This window comes from Spongiibacter taiwanensis, assembly GCF_023702635.1.
Classification (GTDB): Bacteria; Pseudomonadota; Gammaproteobacteria; order Pseudomonadales; family Spongiibacteraceae; genus Spongiibacter; species Spongiibacter taiwanensis.
The window spans coordinates 3,125,082-3,145,296 of record NZ_CP098455.1 but is presented as its reverse complement, the minus strand read 5'-3'; the positions used below and the strand labels follow the sequence as shown (position 1 = coordinate 3,145,296).

Genomic DNA, 20,215 nt, shown 5'->3' with positions numbered 1-20,215 from the left:
TATTTGATGGACAACTGCAACCAATTATCCGTTATTAAAGGGCTGCCTCGGGGTCTTCGTGGGTAAGAAACTGCCACATTCGACCAAATACATTTCCAGTTTTGACTTGCCGATCCCGCACTTCATCCTCGCTCAGCAAACCTTGGTCTGGTGCAAACCCTGCCGACCTGACAGCTAACTCTAGACGCGCCGTATCCTCGAGAAACCAAGCATAGCTAATGGCTTCTTCAATTGACTCGGCGGCCACCACTGCGCCATTGCCCCGCATCACCAGCGCCACGCGATTTCCCAACATGTCACCCAGTGCCTGGGCAGCTTCATCGTTGCGCAATAAACGCGGGTCCTGCCACAGCGGAATGTCATTGGCAAAATAAGCACTCAGCCCATGACGACACTGGGGCGTTAGGCCCTGCGTAGACAGGGCCATCACCGCCGGTGACATAATTCGGCAAACGGCCCTCACCTCGGGGCGACGCTGATAAATCGCCTGATGAATCCGCACTTCGCCCAAAATCCCCTCTGGCAAAGGACCCTCTACCGGTACCTGACTGTTGGGTTCATCCACCGGGATACAACCCATGGGTTGGGCTGCACAAACCCAGAACGACTCCGCGCTGTCGAGCATACTGCAATGGCCAAAGGCATGAACCAGCCCCGCCCGGCCAAGGGCTCTGGCCGCCATACGCAGCTTGCGATGAAACTGAGCGCTACTCGATTCTGTCATTGCCTAGGACACCATGGTCTTTTGCTTCGACATGGTCAGCGCCAAGTCCTCGATCATATCTTCCTGACCACCCACCGTGCCACGGCGACCCAACTCGACCAAGAGATCCCGGGCAGAGACGCCGTAGCGTTTCTCGGCACGCTTGGCAAACAGCAGGAAGGAACTGTAAACACCGGCATAGCCGAGGGTCAGCGCGTCCCGGTCGATACGAATGGGGTGGTCCATCATCGGCACCACCAGATCTTCTGCCACATCCATCAACTTGAACAGATCGATGCCGGTTTCCATATCCATACGGTTCATCACCGCCAGCAATACTTCCAGCGGGGTGTTGCCGGCGCCGGCACCAAGGCCCGCTGCGGAGCCGTCAATGCGCGCAGCGCCGGCCTGAATAGCCGCAATCGAATTCGCCACCCCCATCGCCAAGTTGTGGTGGCCGTGGAAACCGATTTCCACTTCTGCGGGAAAGGCCTGACGCAAAGTGGTAATTTTTTCGGTCACCTCGGCAGGCAGCATATAGCCGGCTGAGTCGGTGCAGTACACACAGTTGGCGCCGTAGCTGACCATCAATTTAGCCTGCTCAAGTAGCTTTTCCGCCGACACCATATGAGCCATCATCAAAAAGCCGACGGTGTCGAGGCCTTCCTTTGCCGCAAAGGCGATATGCTGCTGGGATACATCAGCCTCGGTGCAATGCGTCGCCACACGAATGGTGCTTACGCCACAGCGCTGGGCCATGCGCAGGTGGTCGACGGTGCCAATGCCCGGCAACAGCAGTGCGGAGATCTTGGCCTGTTTCATCTCAGGTACCACCGCAGACAGGTAGTCTTCATCAGAGTGGGCTGCAAATCCGTAGTTAAGCGACTCCCCACCCAGGCCGTCGCCGTGGGTGACTTCAATCAGCGGCATACCCGCCTCATCCAGCCCTTTGGAGATAGCCACCATCTCATCGATACTGATCTGATGGCGCTTCGAATGCATGCCGTCACGGAGGCTCATGTCGTGAAGTTTGATCTTGCGATTAGTGGTCATGAATGCTCTCCGGGTTAAACTGCAACGGACTGATGTTCGCGTTCGGCGATCACCTCGGCGGTACGCAAGGCCGCCGCGGTCATAATATCCAGGTTCCCTGCATACTTGGGCAGGTAGTCACCCAGACCTTCCACTTCCATAAATACCGATACCCGATTACCGTCAAACACGGGGCCATTGACCAGCTTGTAGCCGGGCACATAACGCTGAACCTCTTCTAGCATTGCCGTGACCGAGGCCTCAATTTCAGCCTGCTTCGGCTCACCTTCCACCAGGCAATGAATGGTGTCGCGCATGATCAGTGGCGGCTCAGCAGGGTTAATGATGATGATCGCCTTGCCTTTCTCCGCGCCACCCACTTTCTCTACCGCGCCGGCAGTGGTGCGGGTGAATTCATCAATATTCATTCGGGTGCCTGGGCCAATCGAGCGCGAGGACACGGTAGCGACAATTTCGCCGTATTTCACCGGTTGTACTCGCGATACCGCGGCTACCATTGGAATGGTCGCCTGACCACCGCAGGTCACCATATTGACATTTTGGTGAGCGTCGGCGAGTAACGATTGCAGGTTAACCGGCGGAATACAGTAGGGACCAATTGCAGCCGGGGTCAGGTCGATCATGGTGACACCCAGCTCGGTCAGCTTGCGGCTGTTTTCCGCATGAACATAGGCTGAGGTCGCATCAAAGGCTAATTGGATTTGATCGCTCTCCACATAAGGCAGAATGCCATCGACCCCCTCCGCGCAGGTCTTTACGCCCAAGTCCGCAGCGCGTTGCAGGCCTTCAGACTCGGGATCAATTCCCACCATCCACACCGGCTCGACCCATTCAGAGCGCAACATTTTTATCAGCAGATCGGTGCCGATATTGCCCGAGCCGATGATGGCTGCCCGCATTTTCTTACTCATAGATCACCTATCTAACGAGGCTGTTAATTGCTCAGATTTCAACTCAGGAAATTGCGCACCAAGGTGGCAAATTCATTGGGTTTTTCGACCTGAGTCCAATGACCGCACTCACCAAAAATATGCAGCTCAGAGTTCTTCAGTAGTTTGTGGCCGCGTACCGAATTCTCCATCGGCACAATCACGTCTTCGCGACCGTGAACCAAAAGCACTTTGTGGGGAATGGTCTTGATCACCTCTTCCGGCGTTGCCAAACCATCAAGCTTTTCCTGCATTGGCTCCGGGAATAGTTGGGAGTAGGCTTCCTGATAACCCGGGCGAATACTTGCCTCGTACCGCGACTTGATAATTTCGTCGCTTACCAGGTCCTGACGGTAGGCAAAAATCGACATCAGGCTGCGCATATTCTCTACCGACGGGGTATAGCCCCAGACTTCGCGCAGGCCTTCGGTCATTTCAAAGCGAACACCGGCAGCCCCCATCATCACCACCCGCTCTACGCGATCGGGATGTTGGGCGGCCATCGCCAGGCTCAGTGCGCCGCCGAAGGAGTTACCGACAAAGTGGGCCTTCTGCACATCGACGGCATCCATAAAGTCGCACATAAAGGTAAGCCAGTTGTCCATGTTGTAAACGAAGCCCTCGGGGTGATCGGTATAACCGAAACCCACAACGTCGGGCGCCAACACATGAAACTGGGACTCCAGCTGGGGCATTAACAAGCGCCAGTTGGCATAACCGGTCACACCGGGGCCAGAGCCATGCAGGAGGATCACCGTGGGGTTTTCGCGACTGCCAGACTCGAGGTAGTTCGCACCATAGCCGCTGCGCAGTTCGGCACGTTTTCCAATTTCGGGGTTCGTTGTGGTCACGTTTGTCTCTCCAGAATCATTTTCTTATGGGCGTTAGCTTTGCTGAAAACGCCGAGGTTTGGGGTTGATATACAGCTTGCCGTCGTCAACTCGGGTATCAAAGCTGCGCAGTGGCGTGCGACAGGGCATGGTCAAGGCTGCGCCGGTGCGAATATCAAAGGTACCGTTGTGCCAGGCACACTCCACGACATAGCCGTTTAACTCACCCTCGTCGTAGAGGGAGGCCGCGCCGTGGGTGCAGCGATCAGAGGTCACAAAATACTCGCCTTCCACCTGGTAAATTGCCAGATCCAAACCACCCGGGTGCTTGGCCGTGGCGATTTCTCCCTCATCCAACTCGGGCAGGTCGCACAGCAGTGCCCACTCAGTTTCGGTGCTTGCTATTACATCGCTAGTCATTAACTTCTCCGCTTACAACATGGTGCTGCCGCCATTGACACTGATCACCTGACCAGTGACAAAGGCCGCATCTTCACCAGCCAAGTAAGTCACCATCGAAGCGACCTCGCTTACCTTGGCGGCGCGTCCAACCGGGATAACCTGTAAAAATTTTGCTGCGGTTTCCGGATCTTTCTCCAGAAACTCATTCAGAATTGCCGTCTGCACGGCGCAGGGAGCAACCGTATTAACGGTAATATTGTCCGGCGCAAATTCTCTTGCCAGCCCCGTCGTCATGCCATGCACACCGCCCTTGGCCGCGTTATAGGCAGCGTGGGCGGCCAGACCATTGCGCACGGAGTCGGCGCCAATATTGATGATTCGACCAAATTGCTTGTCCCGCATCTGAGGAATCGCATACCAACAGCACCACAGGGCGGTCCATAAATTGCGATCAACCGTCGCCGCCAGGGTCTCGGGGGTGTGATCGAGAAAGGGCTTAATGATCCCACCACCCGCATTGTTAACGAGGATATCGACTCCCCCGAGCGCCTCCGCCTGAGCCATCAACCCGGCGACATCATCCTGCTTGGACAAGTCGCCAGCGCAAGTGGCTACCGTCAAGCCAATACCAAAAAACTCGTCGGCTAGCCCAGCCAACTTCGCCTCATCCAGATCGGCCAATAACAGACTCGCCCCTTTTTCAGCCAGGGCAAAGGCAATGCCCCGGCCAATATCGCTGCAGGCGCCAGTAACGACAGCCAAACGGTCAGCCAATTCAACACTCATGATCTGTCAGGGCCTGCGATTTCGCCCTTGCTACTAAACTCTGGCTTGGGTCGCCCACCCCACAAGTCCATAGTTTGCAGGGTATTGGCTAGCATGCGCGGTTGACGCGCCCCCTCTGCGGGGAACTCTTCCATCCCAAAACTAAATTCGGCCGTCATGCCATCTGGGTCCAGGAAGTAGAGAAACACACTGCCCGAGGGCTTATGGCGACCCGGACCAAATACAATATCGACCCCGGCATCAAGCAGACGATTGCGCGCCCGACCAATGTCATCAATCTCGCTGACCATAAAGTTAACGTGGTGCAGCCCGTCCTGATCACTGCCGACCAAGGCAATGCTGTGGTGAAGGGGGTTGGGGAAGCAGCGTGCCCATACCGCTTTATCCGGAACATAATCCGAGGACAGCAGGCCGAAGTTTTCTTCCAAAGCCTGCCAGCAGGCGTCCAGCTTGGTGGTGCGAAACACTACGTGACCAAGGCGCTGAATTTTTGCAAGAGAGGGAACATAGGGCGAACCGGGCTCGAGAATATCGTCGATCATCTCGAAGGTCACGCCGGTGTTGGGCTCGAAAACCCGAAATGCATTACCCAGCTTCAGTTCGTCACGCTCCGCCTTGGATACATCCCAAAGCTCCAAACCCCGCTCCTGAAAGTGCGCCTTGGCCACTCTCAAATCCGCCGGGCTAGCCACCTGAAAAGCCACTCGACGCAGCCCCGGCGCGCTCGACTGATACAGCGCCAGACTCATAATATGAGTATCGCAGCGCAGCGCCGCAAATCGGCCCTCTTCAAAGGTGGACAGCTCCAACCCCATCATGTCCCGATAGAACTCTACCGAACGCTGCAGATTAGTCACGTTCAGCGCGACATAGGCCAGGCGCCGATATAAAAAAGGAATGCTCATGTGCTGCTTCCTACAGGAATTAGAATTTTTGTAGGCCGACGCCAATGGGCGAACAAGCCCCCAAAGCGATAAACATACAGTGTAGACGCATCGTAAGTTACTTAAACTTTTACGTCAATAGCCACAGCAACAAAGTCAGATCGACACCACTCAAGACCTGAAGAAATCAAAAATATTTAGATTCAGATAGTTATCATTATTCAATCAAGGTGGTCGCACTATCCAGATGCAATTAACCACCCCTTCCCGAACCGCTTGCGCAACCGCGCCAAGCATTTGAGACCTCGTTTTACCAGAACCCAGCTTACTTACACAACTGCCCTAAAGGTGAACCAATCGCGAAACTTGGGTGAGCTGGCAGAGGGTAACAACAACGGGCGCGACAGCATAGCCGCTCCCAGAAAGGCCGAGGCCAGTATTAATCACGCGACACCGTGCGGGCTTTCAATGCTTTCAAATTACGATTCAATTTGCGCAGGGTCTCTACCGTGTTGAAAACCTCCTGCGCATCGAGACCTTCCAGCATTTTGTCATTACACTCTAGCGTAAGCTGGCGCATCTCCTTAATCACCCGACGCCCCTCTTTAGTAATAAAGATGCGCTTGATACGCCGATCTGAGGGGTCAGGCCGGCGCTCGACCATACCGACATCCTCAAGCCGATCAATCAGCCCGCTGAGCGTAACCTTCCCCAAACTCATATCATCAGCGAGATCAGATTGGGTTAAACCATCGCGACGCGATAAAAACGCCAGCGCCCAGGCCTGGGAGCGGGTCACCCGGAGTGGCTTGAATACTTCATCAATCACTGTCCGCCGCATTCTCGCAGCATCGTGAATCAAAAAGCCAAAGCGAAGCTTTAGATCCTCATCTGAAATCTGGAAGTCATTTGAAAGCGCCACATCGTAGCCCTTCGAACTGCCTTGCTTTTCAGCCATTTTCTCACCTAGCCCAACTGCTATTACACGTAATTATTAACTATTCACATCATAACAGTATTATCGGCAAATTCATCCGGGAGTGTTGCGGATACCAGTAGAAAACTGCTCGCCAGCGAGGCTGTTTCACCAATAAACCGGGTTAAAACAATATCCTCTTCAACGAGCAACGGCCGCGCACCCTCTCCCCCCCTAAACAACCACGCAGCACAGGACCAGTAAGCCGGCCCAGCAACGGTTGAGGCAAAATCAGGGCTTTGCTATATTTGTGCGCCCAAAATCTGCGGGACATCGGAATGTAGCTCAGCTTGGTAGAGCACTGCCTTCGGGAGGCAGGGGTCGGAGGTTCGAATCCTCTCATTCCGACCAGACAAAAACAAAAATCCCTTCGACAAGCCCAGGGAAATTCACTTTTCCGCGGAGCAGCGCTGCGATTTCGCCGGCAAAAACTCACCACTCTACAGACCGCTGCCGCGCTCGAGGAAGATAAATGAACAACGGCGCCGCACGACACTGTACGGTGAGACCCGCCGCTCAATTACCCCTTAGGCAAGGTTCGGGTTGATATAAAATTCGATGTGACAGCTTTCGGGACTGACCCCTTTGGCGTGGGCAATTTCGCACTTCAAGCGTTCGATGGCCTCGCCCTCCAGGGTCTCGACTTCACCTGTATCGACCGAGATGAGATGGTCTCGCACTGCGGCAACTTGCGCCAAGGCAAAAACCCCCTTTTGCCCCTGAAAGCGGCGATACTCCAACACTCCAGCCTCTTCCAGTCGGCGGACATTTCGGTATATCGTGGTGATGGAGGGCTTCTTTCCGCGTTTGCAAACTTGATAATGAATTTGCGGCACTGAGATAAAGCCCGCCACCTCAGAAAGGATTTCCACAATTTGTTGTTGATAGAGAAGAGAGCTGCGCCCACCGCGGGAGGATCGCTTAACCAGATTTTTCAGGTTTATGCCCGACCCCGCTGACGACGAGTTTTCAATCACCGCAGACATTGCTAAATCTCCTTCTATGGCCATTTTTTTATTCTTCAGCGGCGTGGGCGAGAGCATCTCGTTGCTTGGCAACTTTATGCTCGTCTTCTGAGTGCCCCGCTTTCCAGTAGCTACTGACATAAAGGTCGTTGCGGGAAACCAGACGTTCTTTCTTGAAATAGCTGCGCAGCAAACGCATGTTGCTGAACTCACAGGCAGCCCAGATAGACGGTCTGCCCTCACGCCAGGGTAGATTTCGCACCGCATCGGCCAGCATTGTGTTTTCTGTATCAGGGGCGGAATTGACCACCCACACCAGCTCGATACCCGGGGGTTTGCTCAGGGCTTGGCGGTCATCATCACTGTTAATCTCGATGACCGCGTAGCCTTGGGCGTCACCTGGCATTTGCTCCAGATTACAGCTCAACGCGGGCAAAGCAGTCATGTCCCCCGCCAGTAAAAACCAGTCTGCGGTCATGTCTACCAGCTTTTTCGGGCCGGGCCCATAGATGGGCATATTGTCCCCAACCCGGGCGGTTTCAGCCCACCGGGAAGCGGGACCACCGCAGGCGACACCGCCGTGTAACACCAGGTCCAGGGTCAACGCTGGGGCAATTGGATCAAAGGCCCTTACCGTGTATGTCCGCAGCTGGACCGGTGCGCCGTTGTCAATTTCGTCGGGGCTGGGCAGGGGCTCCCCCTGCACCAGCGGAAACACCAATTTGATATAGCCGCTTGCCTGATCAGCTGGAAAGTCTTCCAGATCCGCCCCACCCAATACCATTCTCTGCATGTTGGGTGTTAGGCGCTCAGAGCTGATCACCGATAAACAACGTAGGTCAGATTTAGCCATGTAAAATCCTGTCAGGTAATGTGGGCCTAATACCCTTTAGTCCCGGAACAGTTTCTGTAAGTCGGCGTAAGAATCCACACGCCGGTCACGCAGATAGGGCCAGATTCGGCGCACGGTTTCGCTGCGGCCCAGATCAACATCGGCGAAGAGTATATGCTCATCCTCGGTTGACGCCTGGGCAAGCAGTTCTCCCTGAGGCCCGGCAACAAAGCTGTTGCCCCAAAAGCCTATCCCCGCCCCCGCTCTGCTGTTGTCACCATTCGGGCCCGGATCGGGCTCAAAACCCACTCGGTTGCAGCTCAGTACCGGCAGGCCATTGGCCACTGCGTGGGCTCGCTGACTGATGATCCAAGCGTCAATCTGACGCTTCTTCTCAGCGACATCATCAGTAGGGTCCCAGCCAATAGCCGTGGGATAGATCAGCAACTCCGCCCCCGCCAGGGTCATCAGCCGGGCCGCCTCAGGGAACCACTGATCCCAACACACCAGCACGCCCAGCTTGCCCAAGCGGGTCTGTATAGGCTCAAAACCCAGATCACCCGGACTGAAATAGAATTTCTCGTAGAACCCCGGATCATCCGGTATGTGCATTTTTCGGTAACGCCCGGCGATAGTGCCATCACTGTCGAGCACCACAGCCGTGTTGTGATAGAGCCCGGCCGTGCGTTTTTCAAACAACGAGCTCACTATCACCACCTCGTGCTCTGCGGCGAGCTCGGCCAGCGCGCGGGTGGAGGGGCCGGGAATGGTTTCGGCCAGATCGAAGCCATTTACATCCTGCTGCTGACAGAAATACCGGGAGCGGTGTAGCTCTTGCAGCACCACCAGTTTTGCCCCGCCGACGGCCGCCTCGGTCACCGCCCCCAGGCTGCGCCGAAAATTCTCCTCGCTATTCAGTCCAACGGTTTGTTGAATCAGCGCGACCTTTACGACACGACTCATAAAACAGCACTCACTTCAAAAACCCTCTGGGCACCTGCATGCTGATGCAGTGCAAACTGCCAAACTGATGAATCAGGGGCAGGCAATCCATGCCGATAATGCGGTGATCCGGAAAGGCCTCCCCCACACAACTGAGCGCCCTGGCATCATTCTCTCGCTGACGGTAGGTTGGCACTAGCACCGCGCCGTTAATCACCAGAAAATTGGCATAGCTGGCAGGCAGGCGTTCCCCCGCCCTGTTGTAGCAGGCGGTTGGCCACGGTAATGCCAGCAGCCTGAATGCCTTTCCGTCTTGTCGGCGCAGGGCCTTCAATTCGGCAGCCATATTGAGCAACTCTTTATAATGACTGTCGCTCGGGTCGTCACAGGCGGTATAAACAATGGTGCTATTGGGCGCAAACCGCGCCAGCGTGTCGATATGAGCGTCGGTGTCATCGCCTTCGAGATGACCATGCTCAAGCCAGAAAACCGTATGAATGCCAAATGCGCCGCGTAGACACGCTTCAATTTGCGCCCGGCTGAGTTGGGGGTTGCGATTGCTATTTTCCAGACACCGGGAGGTGGTCAGTAAATGTCCATTGCCATCGACATCAACGCCGCCGCCCTCCAACACCAGGCCCGCCGATTGATAGCCTGCGGCGAACATTGGCCGGGGCAACAGTGTCCGGTTCACCGCGTTATCGAGACCGCCATCGTATTTGCCGCCCCAGCCTGTAAAGGTAAAGTCCAGCGCCCGGCAGCGCCCCTGGGCATCGACCACGGTAAGGGGGCCGTAGTCCCGCACCCAGGTATCGTTGTAGGGCACCACCGCGGTTAACAGGTTTTGTGGCACTGCACCGGGCTCTGCCAGCAAGCGGCGTACCCGCTGCTCCAGCTCCTGGTCATGGCACAAGACCAACACCCCCTGCACCTTGAGTATGGCACCGGCAACGGCGGTATATACCGCTTCCACCTCACTCAGCATGGCGGCCCAATCCGTGTCAGCATGGGGCCAGCTGAGTATCACGGTATCCTGAACATACCATTCCGGCGGCAGATAATGCATTGCCGCGCCCATTAGCCCCGCCCTCGGCAGCGCCGCCGCTGGCATAATTTCATGACGACGCCACCGCCATCACTTGGGGTTCCAGGTCTTGCTCGGGAATCTCACCCGGTTCGCACTTCTCGGTGGACAAGCCCATCGCAGCCAGCTCCCGGAAAAATGGCAGTGGGTCCAGCTCTTCCACATTGACCATGCCCTTCACATCCCAGTCGCCGGTGGCCACCAACACCGCCGCCGCCACCGGTGGCACCCCGGCAGTAAAGGCAATCGCTTGCGAGCCCACATCAGCAAAGGTCTCCTGATGGTCGCAGATATTGTAAACAAACAGCTCTTTTTCCTGGCCGTCCTTATGCCCCTTGATCAGGGTACCAATGCAGGTTTTACCCCGGTAGTTCGCCGCCAGGGTTCCGGGGTCGGGCAGGCAGGCTTTCAGCACATGCAGGGGCACCACGTTCTGGCCGTCACTGGTGGTAACCTTTTCGTGATTGAGCAGGCCCACCTTTTCAAACACGTTCAGACAGTTGAGGTAGTGCTCGCCAAAGCCCATCCAAAAGCGCACGGTTTTAACGCCCTCAATGTTCACCGACAGCGAGTGCACCTCGTCGTGCCCCATCAGGTACAGGGGATGCTCCCCCACCACCGGAAAGTTGTAACGCATGGAACGGCTATGGTGGGGGTAGCTGCGCCACTCTCCATCTTCAAGACAACCGGCATCCTCAATGATCTCCCGCAAATTGATTTCAGGATCAAAGTTGGTGGAGAAGAAACGCCCGTGGTCACCGTCGTTTACATCCATGATGTCGATGCTGTCGATACTGTCAAACTCGTGACGCTGGGCGTAGGCACAGTAGGCGTTGACCACCCCCGGATCAAAGCCGCAGCCCAAAATGGCGGTTACCCCCTGCTCGACACAGGCCGCTTTTTTCTTCCACTCGAAGTTGGCATACCAGGGATAAGGCGCGTTCATCACGTGGTAATCCTCGTGGACGGCGGTATCGATGTAGGCGGTTTGGGTGGCCAGACAGGCATCCAGAATGGTCATATTCACAAAGGCGGTGCAGACATTGATGACGATGTCGGCGCGGCATTCTTCGATCAGCGCGACCAGGGACGGTAAATCATCGGCCTGCACCGCCTTGGCAGAAAGCCCAAACTCAGCCTGATGGCGATAGGCCTTGTCAGAAACCGACGCCACAATGGCGTGACACTTACTGATATTTTTCGATGCGATACAAAGTGAAGCAAAAACATCGCTGCGCTGGGCACATTTATGGGCAACCACGGCGCCCACCGCGCCGGCTCCAATAACAAGAACATTTTTTTTCATGATCAACCCCACAACATCTAATGAGCAATTGCGTGTTCACCGGACCGCATGATCGCGTCCGCGTTAGCGCATCGGCCTGGGCCGGTGCGTGTATCAAGACAGGAAGTCTCGAAAATCCTCATAGGCAAACTCCCGAACGATCCGGGTTTCGCCGTTGAGGTTTTTGTAATGAATGCTCGGCATGCGAATGCCATTGAAAAAATTCTTCTTGACCATGGAATAACTGGCGACATCGGTGAAGCTCAGGGTTTGCCCCAGGGCAACCGGCTGTTCGAAAACATAGGTGCCAAACACGTCACCGGCCAGACAGGTGCGACCGCTGACCCGGTAAACCGGCTTGCCAGAGGCCACGGCATCTTCCACCTCACCGTCTTCCAGCGGGGTTGCCCCCGCCAGCGCGGGGGCAAAGCGATACACCAGAACATCGAGCAGGTGGGTCTCCACCCCGGCATCGACAATCAGGGTGGGCAGGCCGTTATCGACAATGTCCAATACCGATACCACCAGGGACGTGGACTGGGTGACCGAGGCCTCGCCGGGCTCCAAATAGACCTGCAAACGGTATTTTTCTGCCAGTTCAGCCAAGCGATTGGAGAATTCGTGCAGCGGATAGCCGTCTGAGGTAAAAGCCACGCCACCGCCCAGACTCAGCCAGGACAGCTGTGGCAACAACCAGCCGAACTGGCGCTCGATCTCGTTTATCTGCCGACACAGGTCAGTGAAGTCGTGGTTCTCGCAGTTCATGTGCAGCATCACGCCATCAATCTGCTCACCGATATCGGCGGGCAACTTGTCAGCCGTTACACCCAACCGGGAATACTGGCAAACGGTGTTACTGAGTTGATAGCCTGAGTAGCCAATGCGGGGGTTGAGTCGCAAGCCGCGGGAGACCAATTGCGCACGGTCTTTGAAACGTTCGAATTGGCTCAGGGAGTTGAAAATCACCTTGTCGCAACAGCGAACCACCTCATCAATTTCATCGTCGCTGTAGGCCACACTGTAGCCGTGGGTTTCGCCGCCAAATTTCTCGTTGCCCAGGCGCGCTTCATACAGGCTGCTGCTGGTGGTCCCAGCCAGGTAGGGCCGCATAAAATCAAAGGCACACCAGGTTGAAAAGCACTTCAGCGCCAGCACGGATTTGGCGCCACTGTGCTGCTCCACATAGCGAATCCGCTCCATGGCTTTTTGCATGCGACTTTCGTCAATCAAATAATAGGGGGTCGTCATTCCCACGGCTTCCTTTTAAACAATGCTGGCCAGCGTCTGGTTGGAATCAATGCGCCCTTCATTCACGGCGAGCTGCAATTGCATGATCGATTCCAGGTCTTGCTTCAGGGTGGCGAAGGCCTCGTGACCAAACCACTCCAGGGAGGCATCCATTTTTTGCCATTGCTCGGGGTACTGATTCAGCAGAAAATTCAGGAAACCCCGATAGTCATAGGCTCCCTCAAACAAAGGTGTCATGCCGTCTCGAACCCCGGCCGGGGCATACACATTGCCGGGTGCGAAAATATCCAGCAGTCGGCGGTCACTGACATTTTTGAAATGCATATGCACAATCAGGGGCGCCAGAAGAGGAAATACTTCAACGGGATCACTGCCCATTTCCCAAACATGAATAACGTCGTAGTTAATTTTCAGCGCCGGGTGATCAACCTCGTCAATCAGCTGCAGCGTCGACGCCAGGGTATCCGCCAGGGTATTGGGATGGGTTTCCACCACCATCTGCAATCCGTGGTCCTGGGCAACGGCGCACAATTGTTTGAGGCGTTGGGTCCACTGGCGGCGCTCTTCCGGGCCGACCGCCGCACTGCCCTTACCGCCGGAAAACGTGCGCAATTTTTTAGCACCCCACTCTTGGGTGAGACGGCAGAGCTCGGCGGTGCTGTCCAGGGCCCGTTTGGGGTCTCCATCCAGGGGCAAGTAGTCGCTGACCATGGACACCGACAACCCCAGCGAGGCCAGCCAATCCCGATCGTAGTCCGGGAAATTCTTGATGTTTTTGGCGTGCACGCCCCACAGTTCAATGGCATCAAAACCATTACATTTTGCCCAATTGGCAATTTGGCCAAGGGAAATGAGCTGATGCCGGAAGGTGATGGTGCAGGTTGAAAGATGCATTACTCGACTCCTATCGGCGCTTCTCGGGTGGATGCTGACTGGGCAGCGGTATACCAGTGCTGCTTAACCTCGCACAGGCGTTTTTTAAGGGTGAACTCCCGCTGATCCTGCTGATCAAGCAATGTGAAAATCTTGTCAGCCAGGCGCAGGTCCCGGGTGGCGGACAGCTTCATGGCCTGGTACTGGATAAGTTTGTAGGTTTTGGCCAGCTCATCGATCACATCGCACCATTGGTCAAACTCCGCCTCATCCAGGCCCAGCTCGCGCCAGAAAAAGGCAAAGCCATGCTCATAGGCATACTTGCGCGGCGACATCACCGGCACTTCTTCCACTGCCTTCATCAGGTTGTCCAGGGGTAGCGGCTGGCCGGTTTTATCAAGCCCCTCCACATGGGCCTGAACCACGCTGCGGATGGCATCGGTGACCGGATTGTGATCGAGCTTTACGCTCACATCGAAGTAGGCACTGACCTGCTCTGGCCGCGACGGCTGCGCGTCCCGGTCCGAGAAGAAATAGCCTCCGGCTACGCTGGGTTGCCGCACCGCCTCGAGGATTCGTTCACGGCGCAGCACACCCTCCCAGCGGTAATCCGGGTCATACATAAACCACAAATCAGAGTCATGGGTGGGGCCGAGCATCACGTAATGGGGAAACGGGTCTTTATTAAACTCGTTCACCCGCTCGGGCAAATGATGCATGTCCAGCATCACCATGATGTGTTGTCCGGGGCGGCGCTGACTGACTAACGAACATAGTTTGGCGATATTTTCATCCTTGCTGGCACCCCGGTCGTACCAGGACATCACCCTCATGCCGTAGAGCTTTTCGTACCAGTCAAAGAAAAAGTCGTGTTTGATGTTGTCGTCGTGATAGGAAAGCACGTAGCGATCATTCACGCAGACCTGGGCATCCCACACAGCAAAGTACAAAATGCGGTGATCCAGGGCAGGATTGCGTTTGACGATTTCGGATAAGCAGCTGGCGACGCAATGGATCTTGAGGTCTTCATAGACTTCAAGACCCTTCTCGACCTTTGGGAGGTCTTGGGCCTCATACATAATCTGGGCAACACTGCGCACCGTTTCAAAGTCCTTGTTCATCAAGGCGTCTTCGGGCATATCCAGACCGTTATCCAGTTCCAGGAACATCAACATCTGCAACACCTGGGACGAGTCCAGTCCCAAGTCCTCCAGCAGCCGGGCATCACTTTGAAAGCGCTCCAGCCCCGAGGGTTTAATTTTTTCGCTCAACACCCTGAACATGGCGTCGATAATTTCTTGCCTTGTCATACACTCTCTCTAAACACTGAAATTGGTGACGTCTTGTGGAAAGGAATCGCTAAGCGAAGGCCTCGCTCAAGGCCTTGCGACTGATTTTGCCGTTGGCCAGACGTTGAATCGATTCCACCCGGCGAATCACAATCGGCACCTGATGGGCAGACAAATGCTGTCGGCACCACCGCCGGATTCCTTCTGGCGCGACCGCCTCGCTGGCAACGTAATTCAGGCAGACCTGATCATTGCCAAAGCCCTGACTGCGCTTGTACACCACCGCATCGGTGATCTCGTCCATGGCCAGCACGACGTCTTCAACCTCGGCCGGATACACGTTCAGCCCACCTACATTGATCATGTCGTCCAGGCGGGACAGAAAATGCAGACGGCCCTCGTCATCCAGATAGCCGGAATCCCGGGTCTCAATTCGTTTGCCACTGGTATCGGTAACCCGAATTTCCGCCGGTGCCAGCGGTCCGGCTCCCGCCTCCACCCGCAGGTGGGGCAGTGGCCGGCCCACATCATCCAGCGCGCTCAGGTCTCCCCCTAGCGAAATGCAGCCCACTTCCGAGCAGCCGTATTGTTGATAGAGCCGCTCCACTTTGTTGCCGATCTGACCAAACCACTGGGCCTGAAGCTGGGTGCCCGAGGTCATCACCGCATGGAGGGGTTGGTCGGGGCTGGCCATCATGGTCACGGCGGTTATCAATGCCGGTGAGCAATACAGCAGCGGTGCGTTGGCCTCGTGGAGCTTGCGCAAAATGAACTTGGGGTTGAGGTTTTGCACAATGACGGGCTCAAGACCCCGTGCCAGCGCCACCAAAAAGCCGCAGATCAGGCCGTAGGAATGGCTCACCGGGCACGCCACCACTGGCGTCATGGCATTGGCTTCAGGGAAGTGGCCCACGTAGCTTTGAATTTCCCGCTCAATACTTGCCCAGCTGCGCTCAATGACCTTGGGTGCGCCGGTAGTGCCGGAACTCATTTGCACCAGTACCGCCTCGGTATCTGCCTCGCCCTCGGCAACATCCTCGGCAATGACCTCGATATTGGCCAGCACCTCATCAAGGGTCGTGCCCAGCAACAAATAATGGCTGCGGCTTTGCCGTGCCCGATGTCGCGCCGCCTCGGCGGGTGTGTCCACCGGAAGCGGAAACACCGAGCCCCCACGTTCTCGCAAGTACAGGCACAGAGACAGCCACAGAGCCGCATCGCCAATACAGGCCGCAAAGCGCCGCCCGCGACAGTCGCCAAGAATGGCATGCTCGGCAAAGGCCCGCTGCCACGCCGCAACCGCGTCGCGGTCACAATAGTTGTCATCAACGTAGAACATAGCTTTCCTGTCTTTCCTCAGGGACGATTCTTTCCTCAGGGCGATGCAAGGCGTTACTCACGCGGTGCTCGTAGTAATCCAATACCCCACCATCCAGAATCTTTTTCTTCAGCAGGGATTCAACAATGATGTGCGCATGCTCGGTGCCGAGGGCATCTATTCGCTCAGCGGCAGTAACTCCGGATGCCCGGTAGCGGCCCAGCTGTTGGCACACTTGCTCCCAGAACTGCGCCTCGCTGTAACCGCAGTCGCGCGCCAGCAGAAAGGACAGGTCCGCCAGGTTGAACACATAGACCGTATCCATAAACAGCTCCCGCAGGGCATCGACCGAGGCCATGCTGAACCCCTCGTCCAGAGGAATGCTGTCAAAGTAGGGATCGATGTCAGAGAGCTGCAAGGGCGCGACCCCCTCGGCGAGAAAGTCCGCCACAAACTCGGTATCTTCATGGAAGTCCCGCAGCACAATTTTTTCCGGCCAGCCGTCCCGGTGAATCAGCACCAGATTCTGGGCATGGGCCTCGAACGCAATACCGTGGTGACAGAGCAGGTGCCAGATGGGCAGCAGCATCACCGCCAGCAGACGGTCCACCCAGGCCTGCACGCCGTAGCGCTCGAGCCAGGGCGCGATAAAGGGCTGACCATCGGATTCCACCAGCATCAGCGCGGTAAAGGGCAGCGCGCTCTGCCCTTCCGTCAATTTGGCGAGCACGCTTTCTCGAAAAATGACACCCAGCAGTCCCTCCATACCCAGCTCCCGCTCGGCCTCGCTGGGCTGGTAGAGCAATCCGGCATACTCACTGAGCAAGACGGGGGTATCGCCGCCCTGCAAATAGGCATCACCCGCCACAATGCCTTGCAACCAGGCCGACACCGCCGGCGCGGTACAGACAAAGTGATCCTGCAAATTGCGGTGCGATGAAGTGCACACCACGTTCAGGGGAATCTTGATATTGGCCTTTTCAGGATGAGACACATTCACCAGGGTGCGCAGCGACTGGCTGGGCTGGTAGTAATCGCCGCCCTCCCCTAAAAACAGCAGATCACCCTGCGCCAGGGCAGCTGCCGCGCCTTGCTCCTGTACTGATCGCCATTGCCAGGGGTGTACCGGCAGCAGGGCAAACCCCTGCCAGTCACCACCGGCTTTGGCCAGCCGCTGGCCGAGCACATTCACCAGCCCATCGCCAACTTCCCGGCGCCAGAAATCCAGCATGTCGCCGTTCAAACAGGATTCCAGCTTGTGCTTCTTCACCGCCAGCCACATCAACTGAAAGGGCAGCCCTGCCTCGGGGCCATAGCGGCAATGATCTGCCAGCGAAAAGCCACTGCGGGTCTTGAAACTAGGGTGATAAAGGTGGCCCTCGGTGATGGCGGATTCGAGGGCCTGAAACCCGAGCCCCCGCCTGGGGCTGAGATGATGGCTGAGATTGTCGGCATTCCACCGGCACAGCGCGATGGTTTGCGATAACTCACCCAGTACCCGCTGCCGCGCCCCCGCATCCATTTCCAGCTTGCCGAGCAGATCCAACAGGCCCGCTTCGCGAAAGCCCGCGTCCGTCTCACAGGCGACAGAGCCGCTGGCAATACGAATGCGATCAAACACCCGGCGACTGCCGATGCAGCGAAAACGGCATCCCGACAGTTCAAACAGCAGTGCGCAGTCATACACCGGGTTAACACCATCGCTGGCAATCCCCGCCTCGGCCAGGGGAATCTGCTGAAACGCCACAATGCCTTCAAACAGCAGCGCTTCGGTCAATTGCCGCAGTACCCGCCGCTCGCTGTCATCCACACCGTCGCGCAGGGCGAGGTAGGGCTTGAGGTCCGCGCATGCCAGGGCATGCACCCCCTTGGCCAGGTCAGCGGCTGCCAACACCGTGCTATGCAACATGACAGTCTTCCTTTTCTTGCCAGCGGTAGCCGCAATCCGCCTCGGCGGCGACATACAGGGGGTTGTCGACGGGGGCATAGACCGCGTGTTCCATTCCGTCATGGAGTTCGTCAATATCATTGATGCGGGCCAGAAAATTGGTCTTGGAGGACAGTTGGGGGCTGGTCAGCAAGAAGCGAATAAAGTCCCGCCCCACGCCGGTCATTCGTTCCTGCAGCCCATGCAGGTGGCGGCGACACTGGGCCAGCAGGCTGGGCTCATCCACCAGCCCATCCGCACCCAGGCGGTAAATCACGGCAAACAGTTGATTGATAAAGACATAGTAGGCAATGGCGGAAAAAATCTTGTCGTCCTGGTAGAACATCTCCGACATGGTGAGCATGTCGTCGATTTCATAGAGGGTGTCCTGATACTGGCGAGACAGATAAAAACCCTGATTGTCCCGATAGTAATAGCGACTGGGGTAGCCTCCGGAAACCTCCAACAGGCTGTTTTGCTGGTGGGCCTCCAGGGCAATGCCATAGCGGTCGTAGAGCAGAATCAGCGACTCAATGGCGCAGCGCCAGTAGGCGTCAAACCAGTCCAGCGCCACCGCTCGCCGGGGCCGCCCTTCGTCCTCAGCCAGGCCCAGAATGATTTTTTTAAGCAGGCTGGTACCGCCGCTGGCCAGAGTGGCATCGTAGGGCGCCTGGGCAAGCGCCAACACCGAGCACACTCCCTGCCCCTTGTCGCCAGCGAAGCAATTGCGCCTCAGCACCACCTCAAAACCCGAGGCCTCGTCTTCGGCGCCGGGGCGCTGCACACAGATGTAGCCAGGATCATCAACCAGACCGAACTGGGGGTTGGCATCGAGAAAGCCCGACTTGCGCAAATAGCGCTCCACCGCCATACCGTCTTCCAGCTCGTCGCGCTTGTTATTGCGCAGGGAATTGGTGATGCGCACCGGAATGGAAAACTTCAGCATCCACTCGGCATCGTTGCGAAATACCGTGCGTACGGAAGAGGTTGCGGTGTAGGGGGCGCCGCGCTCACCCAGATAACTCATCAAGCCCTCTGCCAGCAACGAGCGCACCCAATCCTGCAGCAGCAGAAAATGCGCTTGTAAAGGGTGAACCGGAATCAACACATGCCCCTTGGGAAGGGTTACTGCCTCGACCCGGTTCAGCTCCGCCAACAACACCGCGCTGGTGGCTTGAGGCAATACAGAACCCTCTTTCACCAGCGACGGGGCCACAGAAAAATAGTGCAGCTTGAACTCGCCGCGCAGCTCGGGGCTGTAGTGGGCCTGCTGCCAAAAGGCCATGCCCTGCTTGCTCTTGGGCGTGGGGTTCAGCCAATGGCCAAACAACAGGGCCTGCTCAGAATCGATGAAATCAATGCTGGCCAGGGCGGGATCGCTGAGCCGCGTTTCCAGATAGCGGGTCATCAACTGGTAACTGTCCAGCAGGCGGGACAACAGCTCCACCTCGTTACACTTGATCGCATCGCCGGTAAAGCTCGCCCCACGATGAGCCGCGCCGGTCTGGCAGAGGTAGACCTCACGCACTAGGTTAATGAGCAGATACAGCGGCTCCGCCGCTTGCCATTGCGCCATATCGTGATTGTGGCGCAGGAAGGCCGCATAAAAATGATGGCGCCCTACCTGCGAGCGATACGCCACATCCAGCACCAGCTGCATGCCCTGTGCGGGCAAGGCCAAGGCCAGCAATTCCCGGCCCTGCAAGGTATTTCGCAACCAGCGCGGCACCGCATGCCGGGAACACCAGAGTTCACTGACCTCCCAGTGACCGCCGTCCACTTCGCGGAGGTAGCCATTGATAAAGGCGTGAAAAGAAGCGTCTTCTGCAATTGCCCTGGGAGTGAGTAACATGAACGCGCCCAACAAGTCTCAATAAAATCTGAATACG

19 protein-coding genes and 1 tRNA gene are annotated in these 20,215 nt (G+C 56.6%); 1 reads left to right on the top strand and 19 read right to left on the bottom strand.

Translation table 11 applies throughout. The features are described 5' to 3' along the window. Positions 1–34: 34 nt before the first annotated feature. From NCG89_RS14285 to NCG89_RS14250, 8 genes are all read right to left on the bottom strand, one after another. Positions 35–724 carry a class II aldolase/adducin family protein gene (locus tag NCG89_RS14285; RefSeq protein ID WP_251087234.1) on the bottom strand — a complete coding sequence of 230 codons (690 nt, stop codon included), beginning with the start codon at positions 722–724 and terminating at the stop codon, positions 35–37. A gap of 3 nt (positions 725–727) precedes the next feature. Then, positions 728–1,756, bottom strand: coding sequence for a 4-hydroxy-2-oxovalerate aldolase (gene dmpG, locus NCG89_RS14280; protein WP_251087233.1), 1,029 nt, complete (start codon positions 1,754–1,756; stop codon positions 728–730). A gap of 14 nt (positions 1,757–1,770) precedes the next feature. Beyond that, positions 1,771–2,667, bottom strand: a complete 897-nt coding sequence (locus NCG89_RS14275) for an acetaldehyde dehydrogenase (acetylating) (RefSeq protein ID WP_251087232.1) — start codon at positions 2,665–2,667, stop codon at positions 1,771–1,773. A gap of 38 nt (positions 2,668–2,705) precedes the next feature. Then, positions 2,706–3,536, bottom strand: coding sequence for an alpha/beta fold hydrolase (locus NCG89_RS14270; protein WP_251087231.1), 831 nt, complete (start codon positions 3,534–3,536; stop codon positions 2,706–2,708). Between the two features lie 33 nt (positions 3,537–3,569). Beyond that, positions 3,570–3,935 (bottom strand): non-heme iron oxygenase ferredoxin subunit, encoded by a 366-nt coding sequence (locus NCG89_RS14265; protein ID WP_251087230.1) that lies wholly within the window; start codon positions 3,933–3,935, stop codon positions 3,570–3,572. 12 nt (positions 3,936–3,947) lie between these two features. Next, the gene (locus NCG89_RS14260; protein ID WP_251087229.1) at positions 3,948–4,703 is read right to left on the bottom strand and encodes an SDR family NAD(P)-dependent oxidoreductase; all 756 of its coding nucleotides are present in this window, start codon (positions 4,701–4,703) and stop codon (positions 3,948–3,950) included. After that, a complete protein-coding gene (locus tag NCG89_RS14255; protein WP_251087228.1) occupies positions 4,700–5,608 on the bottom strand; it encodes a VOC family protein in 909 nt (302 codons plus the stop codon). Before NCG89_RS14255 ends, NCG89_RS14260 begins: the two co-directional genes overlap by 4 nt. A gap of 418 nt (positions 5,609–6,026) precedes the next feature. Further along, positions 6,027–6,545: a MarR family winged helix-turn-helix transcriptional regulator gene (locus NCG89_RS14250; protein WP_251087227.1), complete on the bottom strand. Its 519-nt coding sequence runs from the start codon at positions 6,543–6,545 to the stop codon at positions 6,027–6,029. Positions 6,546–6,837: 292 nt separating this feature from the next. On the opposite strand from NCG89_RS14250, the gene NCG89_RS14245 reads away from it, so the two are divergent. Next, positions 6,838–6,914: transfer RNA gene (locus tag NCG89_RS14245), tRNA-Pro, on the top strand. Between the two features lie 176 nt (positions 6,915–7,090). On the opposite strand, the gene NCG89_RS14240 is transcribed toward NCG89_RS14245, so the two are convergent. The 11 genes from NCG89_RS14240 to NCG89_RS14190 all read right to left on the bottom strand — a co-directional run bounded on the left by NCG89_RS14240 (position 7,091) and on the right by NCG89_RS14190 (position 20,178). Continuing rightward, the gene (locus NCG89_RS14240) at positions 7,091–7,549 is read right to left on the bottom strand and encodes a Fur family transcriptional regulator (protein WP_251087226.1); all 459 of its coding nucleotides are present in this window, start codon (positions 7,547–7,549) and stop codon (positions 7,091–7,093) included. Positions 7,550–7,577: 28 nt separating this feature from the next. Continuing rightward, the gene (locus NCG89_RS14235; protein WP_251087225.1) at positions 7,578–8,381 is read right to left on the bottom strand and encodes a siderophore-interacting protein; all 804 of its coding nucleotides are present in this window, start codon (positions 8,379–8,381) and stop codon (positions 7,578–7,580) included. Positions 8,382–8,417: 36 nt separating this feature from the next. Beyond that, on the bottom strand, positions 8,418–9,323 hold the full coding sequence (locus NCG89_RS14230; protein ID WP_251087224.1) for a carbon-nitrogen hydrolase: 906 nt from the start codon (positions 9,321–9,323) through the stop codon (positions 8,418–8,420). Between the two features lie 10 nt (positions 9,324–9,333). Continuing rightward, on the bottom strand, positions 9,334–10,380 hold the full coding sequence (locus tag NCG89_RS14225) for an agmatine deiminase family protein (protein WP_251087223.1): 1,047 nt from the start codon (positions 10,378–10,380) through the stop codon (positions 9,334–9,336). A 37-nt stretch (positions 10,381–10,417) separates the two neighbouring features. Beyond that, positions 10,418–11,692 (bottom strand): saccharopine dehydrogenase family protein, encoded by a 1,275-nt coding sequence (locus tag NCG89_RS14220; RefSeq protein WP_251087222.1) that lies wholly within the window; start codon positions 11,690–11,692, stop codon positions 10,418–10,420. A gap of 93 nt (positions 11,693–11,785) precedes the next feature. Beyond that, positions 11,786–12,919 carry a carboxynorspermidine decarboxylase gene (nspC, locus tag NCG89_RS14215; RefSeq protein WP_251087221.1) on the bottom strand — a complete coding sequence of 378 codons (1,134 nt, stop codon included), beginning with the start codon at positions 12,917–12,919 and terminating at the stop codon, positions 11,786–11,788. 15 nt (positions 12,920–12,934) lie between these two features. Further along, positions 12,935–13,813: a sugar phosphate isomerase/epimerase family protein gene (locus NCG89_RS14210; protein ID WP_251087220.1), complete on the bottom strand. Its 879-nt coding sequence runs from the start codon at positions 13,811–13,813 to the stop codon at positions 12,935–12,937. Continuing rightward, positions 13,813–15,102, bottom strand: coding sequence for a DUF6005 family protein (locus NCG89_RS14205; RefSeq protein WP_251087219.1), 1,290 nt, complete (start codon positions 15,100–15,102; stop codon positions 13,813–13,815). The genes NCG89_RS14210 and NCG89_RS14205 overlap by 1 nt, the downstream gene beginning before the upstream one ends. A 49-nt stretch (positions 15,103–15,151) precedes the next feature. Next, positions 15,152–16,420 carry an AMP-binding protein gene (locus tag NCG89_RS14200; protein ID WP_251087218.1) on the bottom strand — a complete coding sequence of 423 codons (1,269 nt, stop codon included), beginning with the start codon at positions 16,418–16,420 and terminating at the stop codon, positions 15,152–15,154. Beyond that, positions 16,407–18,308 (bottom strand): IucA/IucC family protein, encoded by a 1,902-nt coding sequence (locus tag NCG89_RS14195; protein ID WP_251087217.1) that lies wholly within the window; start codon positions 18,306–18,308, stop codon positions 16,407–16,409. The genes NCG89_RS14200 and NCG89_RS14195 overlap by 14 nt, the downstream gene beginning before the upstream one ends. Continuing rightward, the gene (locus tag NCG89_RS14190; RefSeq protein WP_251087216.1) at positions 18,298–20,178 is read right to left on the bottom strand and encodes an IucA/IucC family protein; all 1,881 of its coding nucleotides are present in this window, start codon (positions 20,176–20,178) and stop codon (positions 18,298–18,300) included. The genes NCG89_RS14195 and NCG89_RS14190 overlap by 11 nt, the downstream gene beginning before the upstream one ends. Between the last annotated feature and the right edge of the window lie 37 nt (positions 20,179–20,215).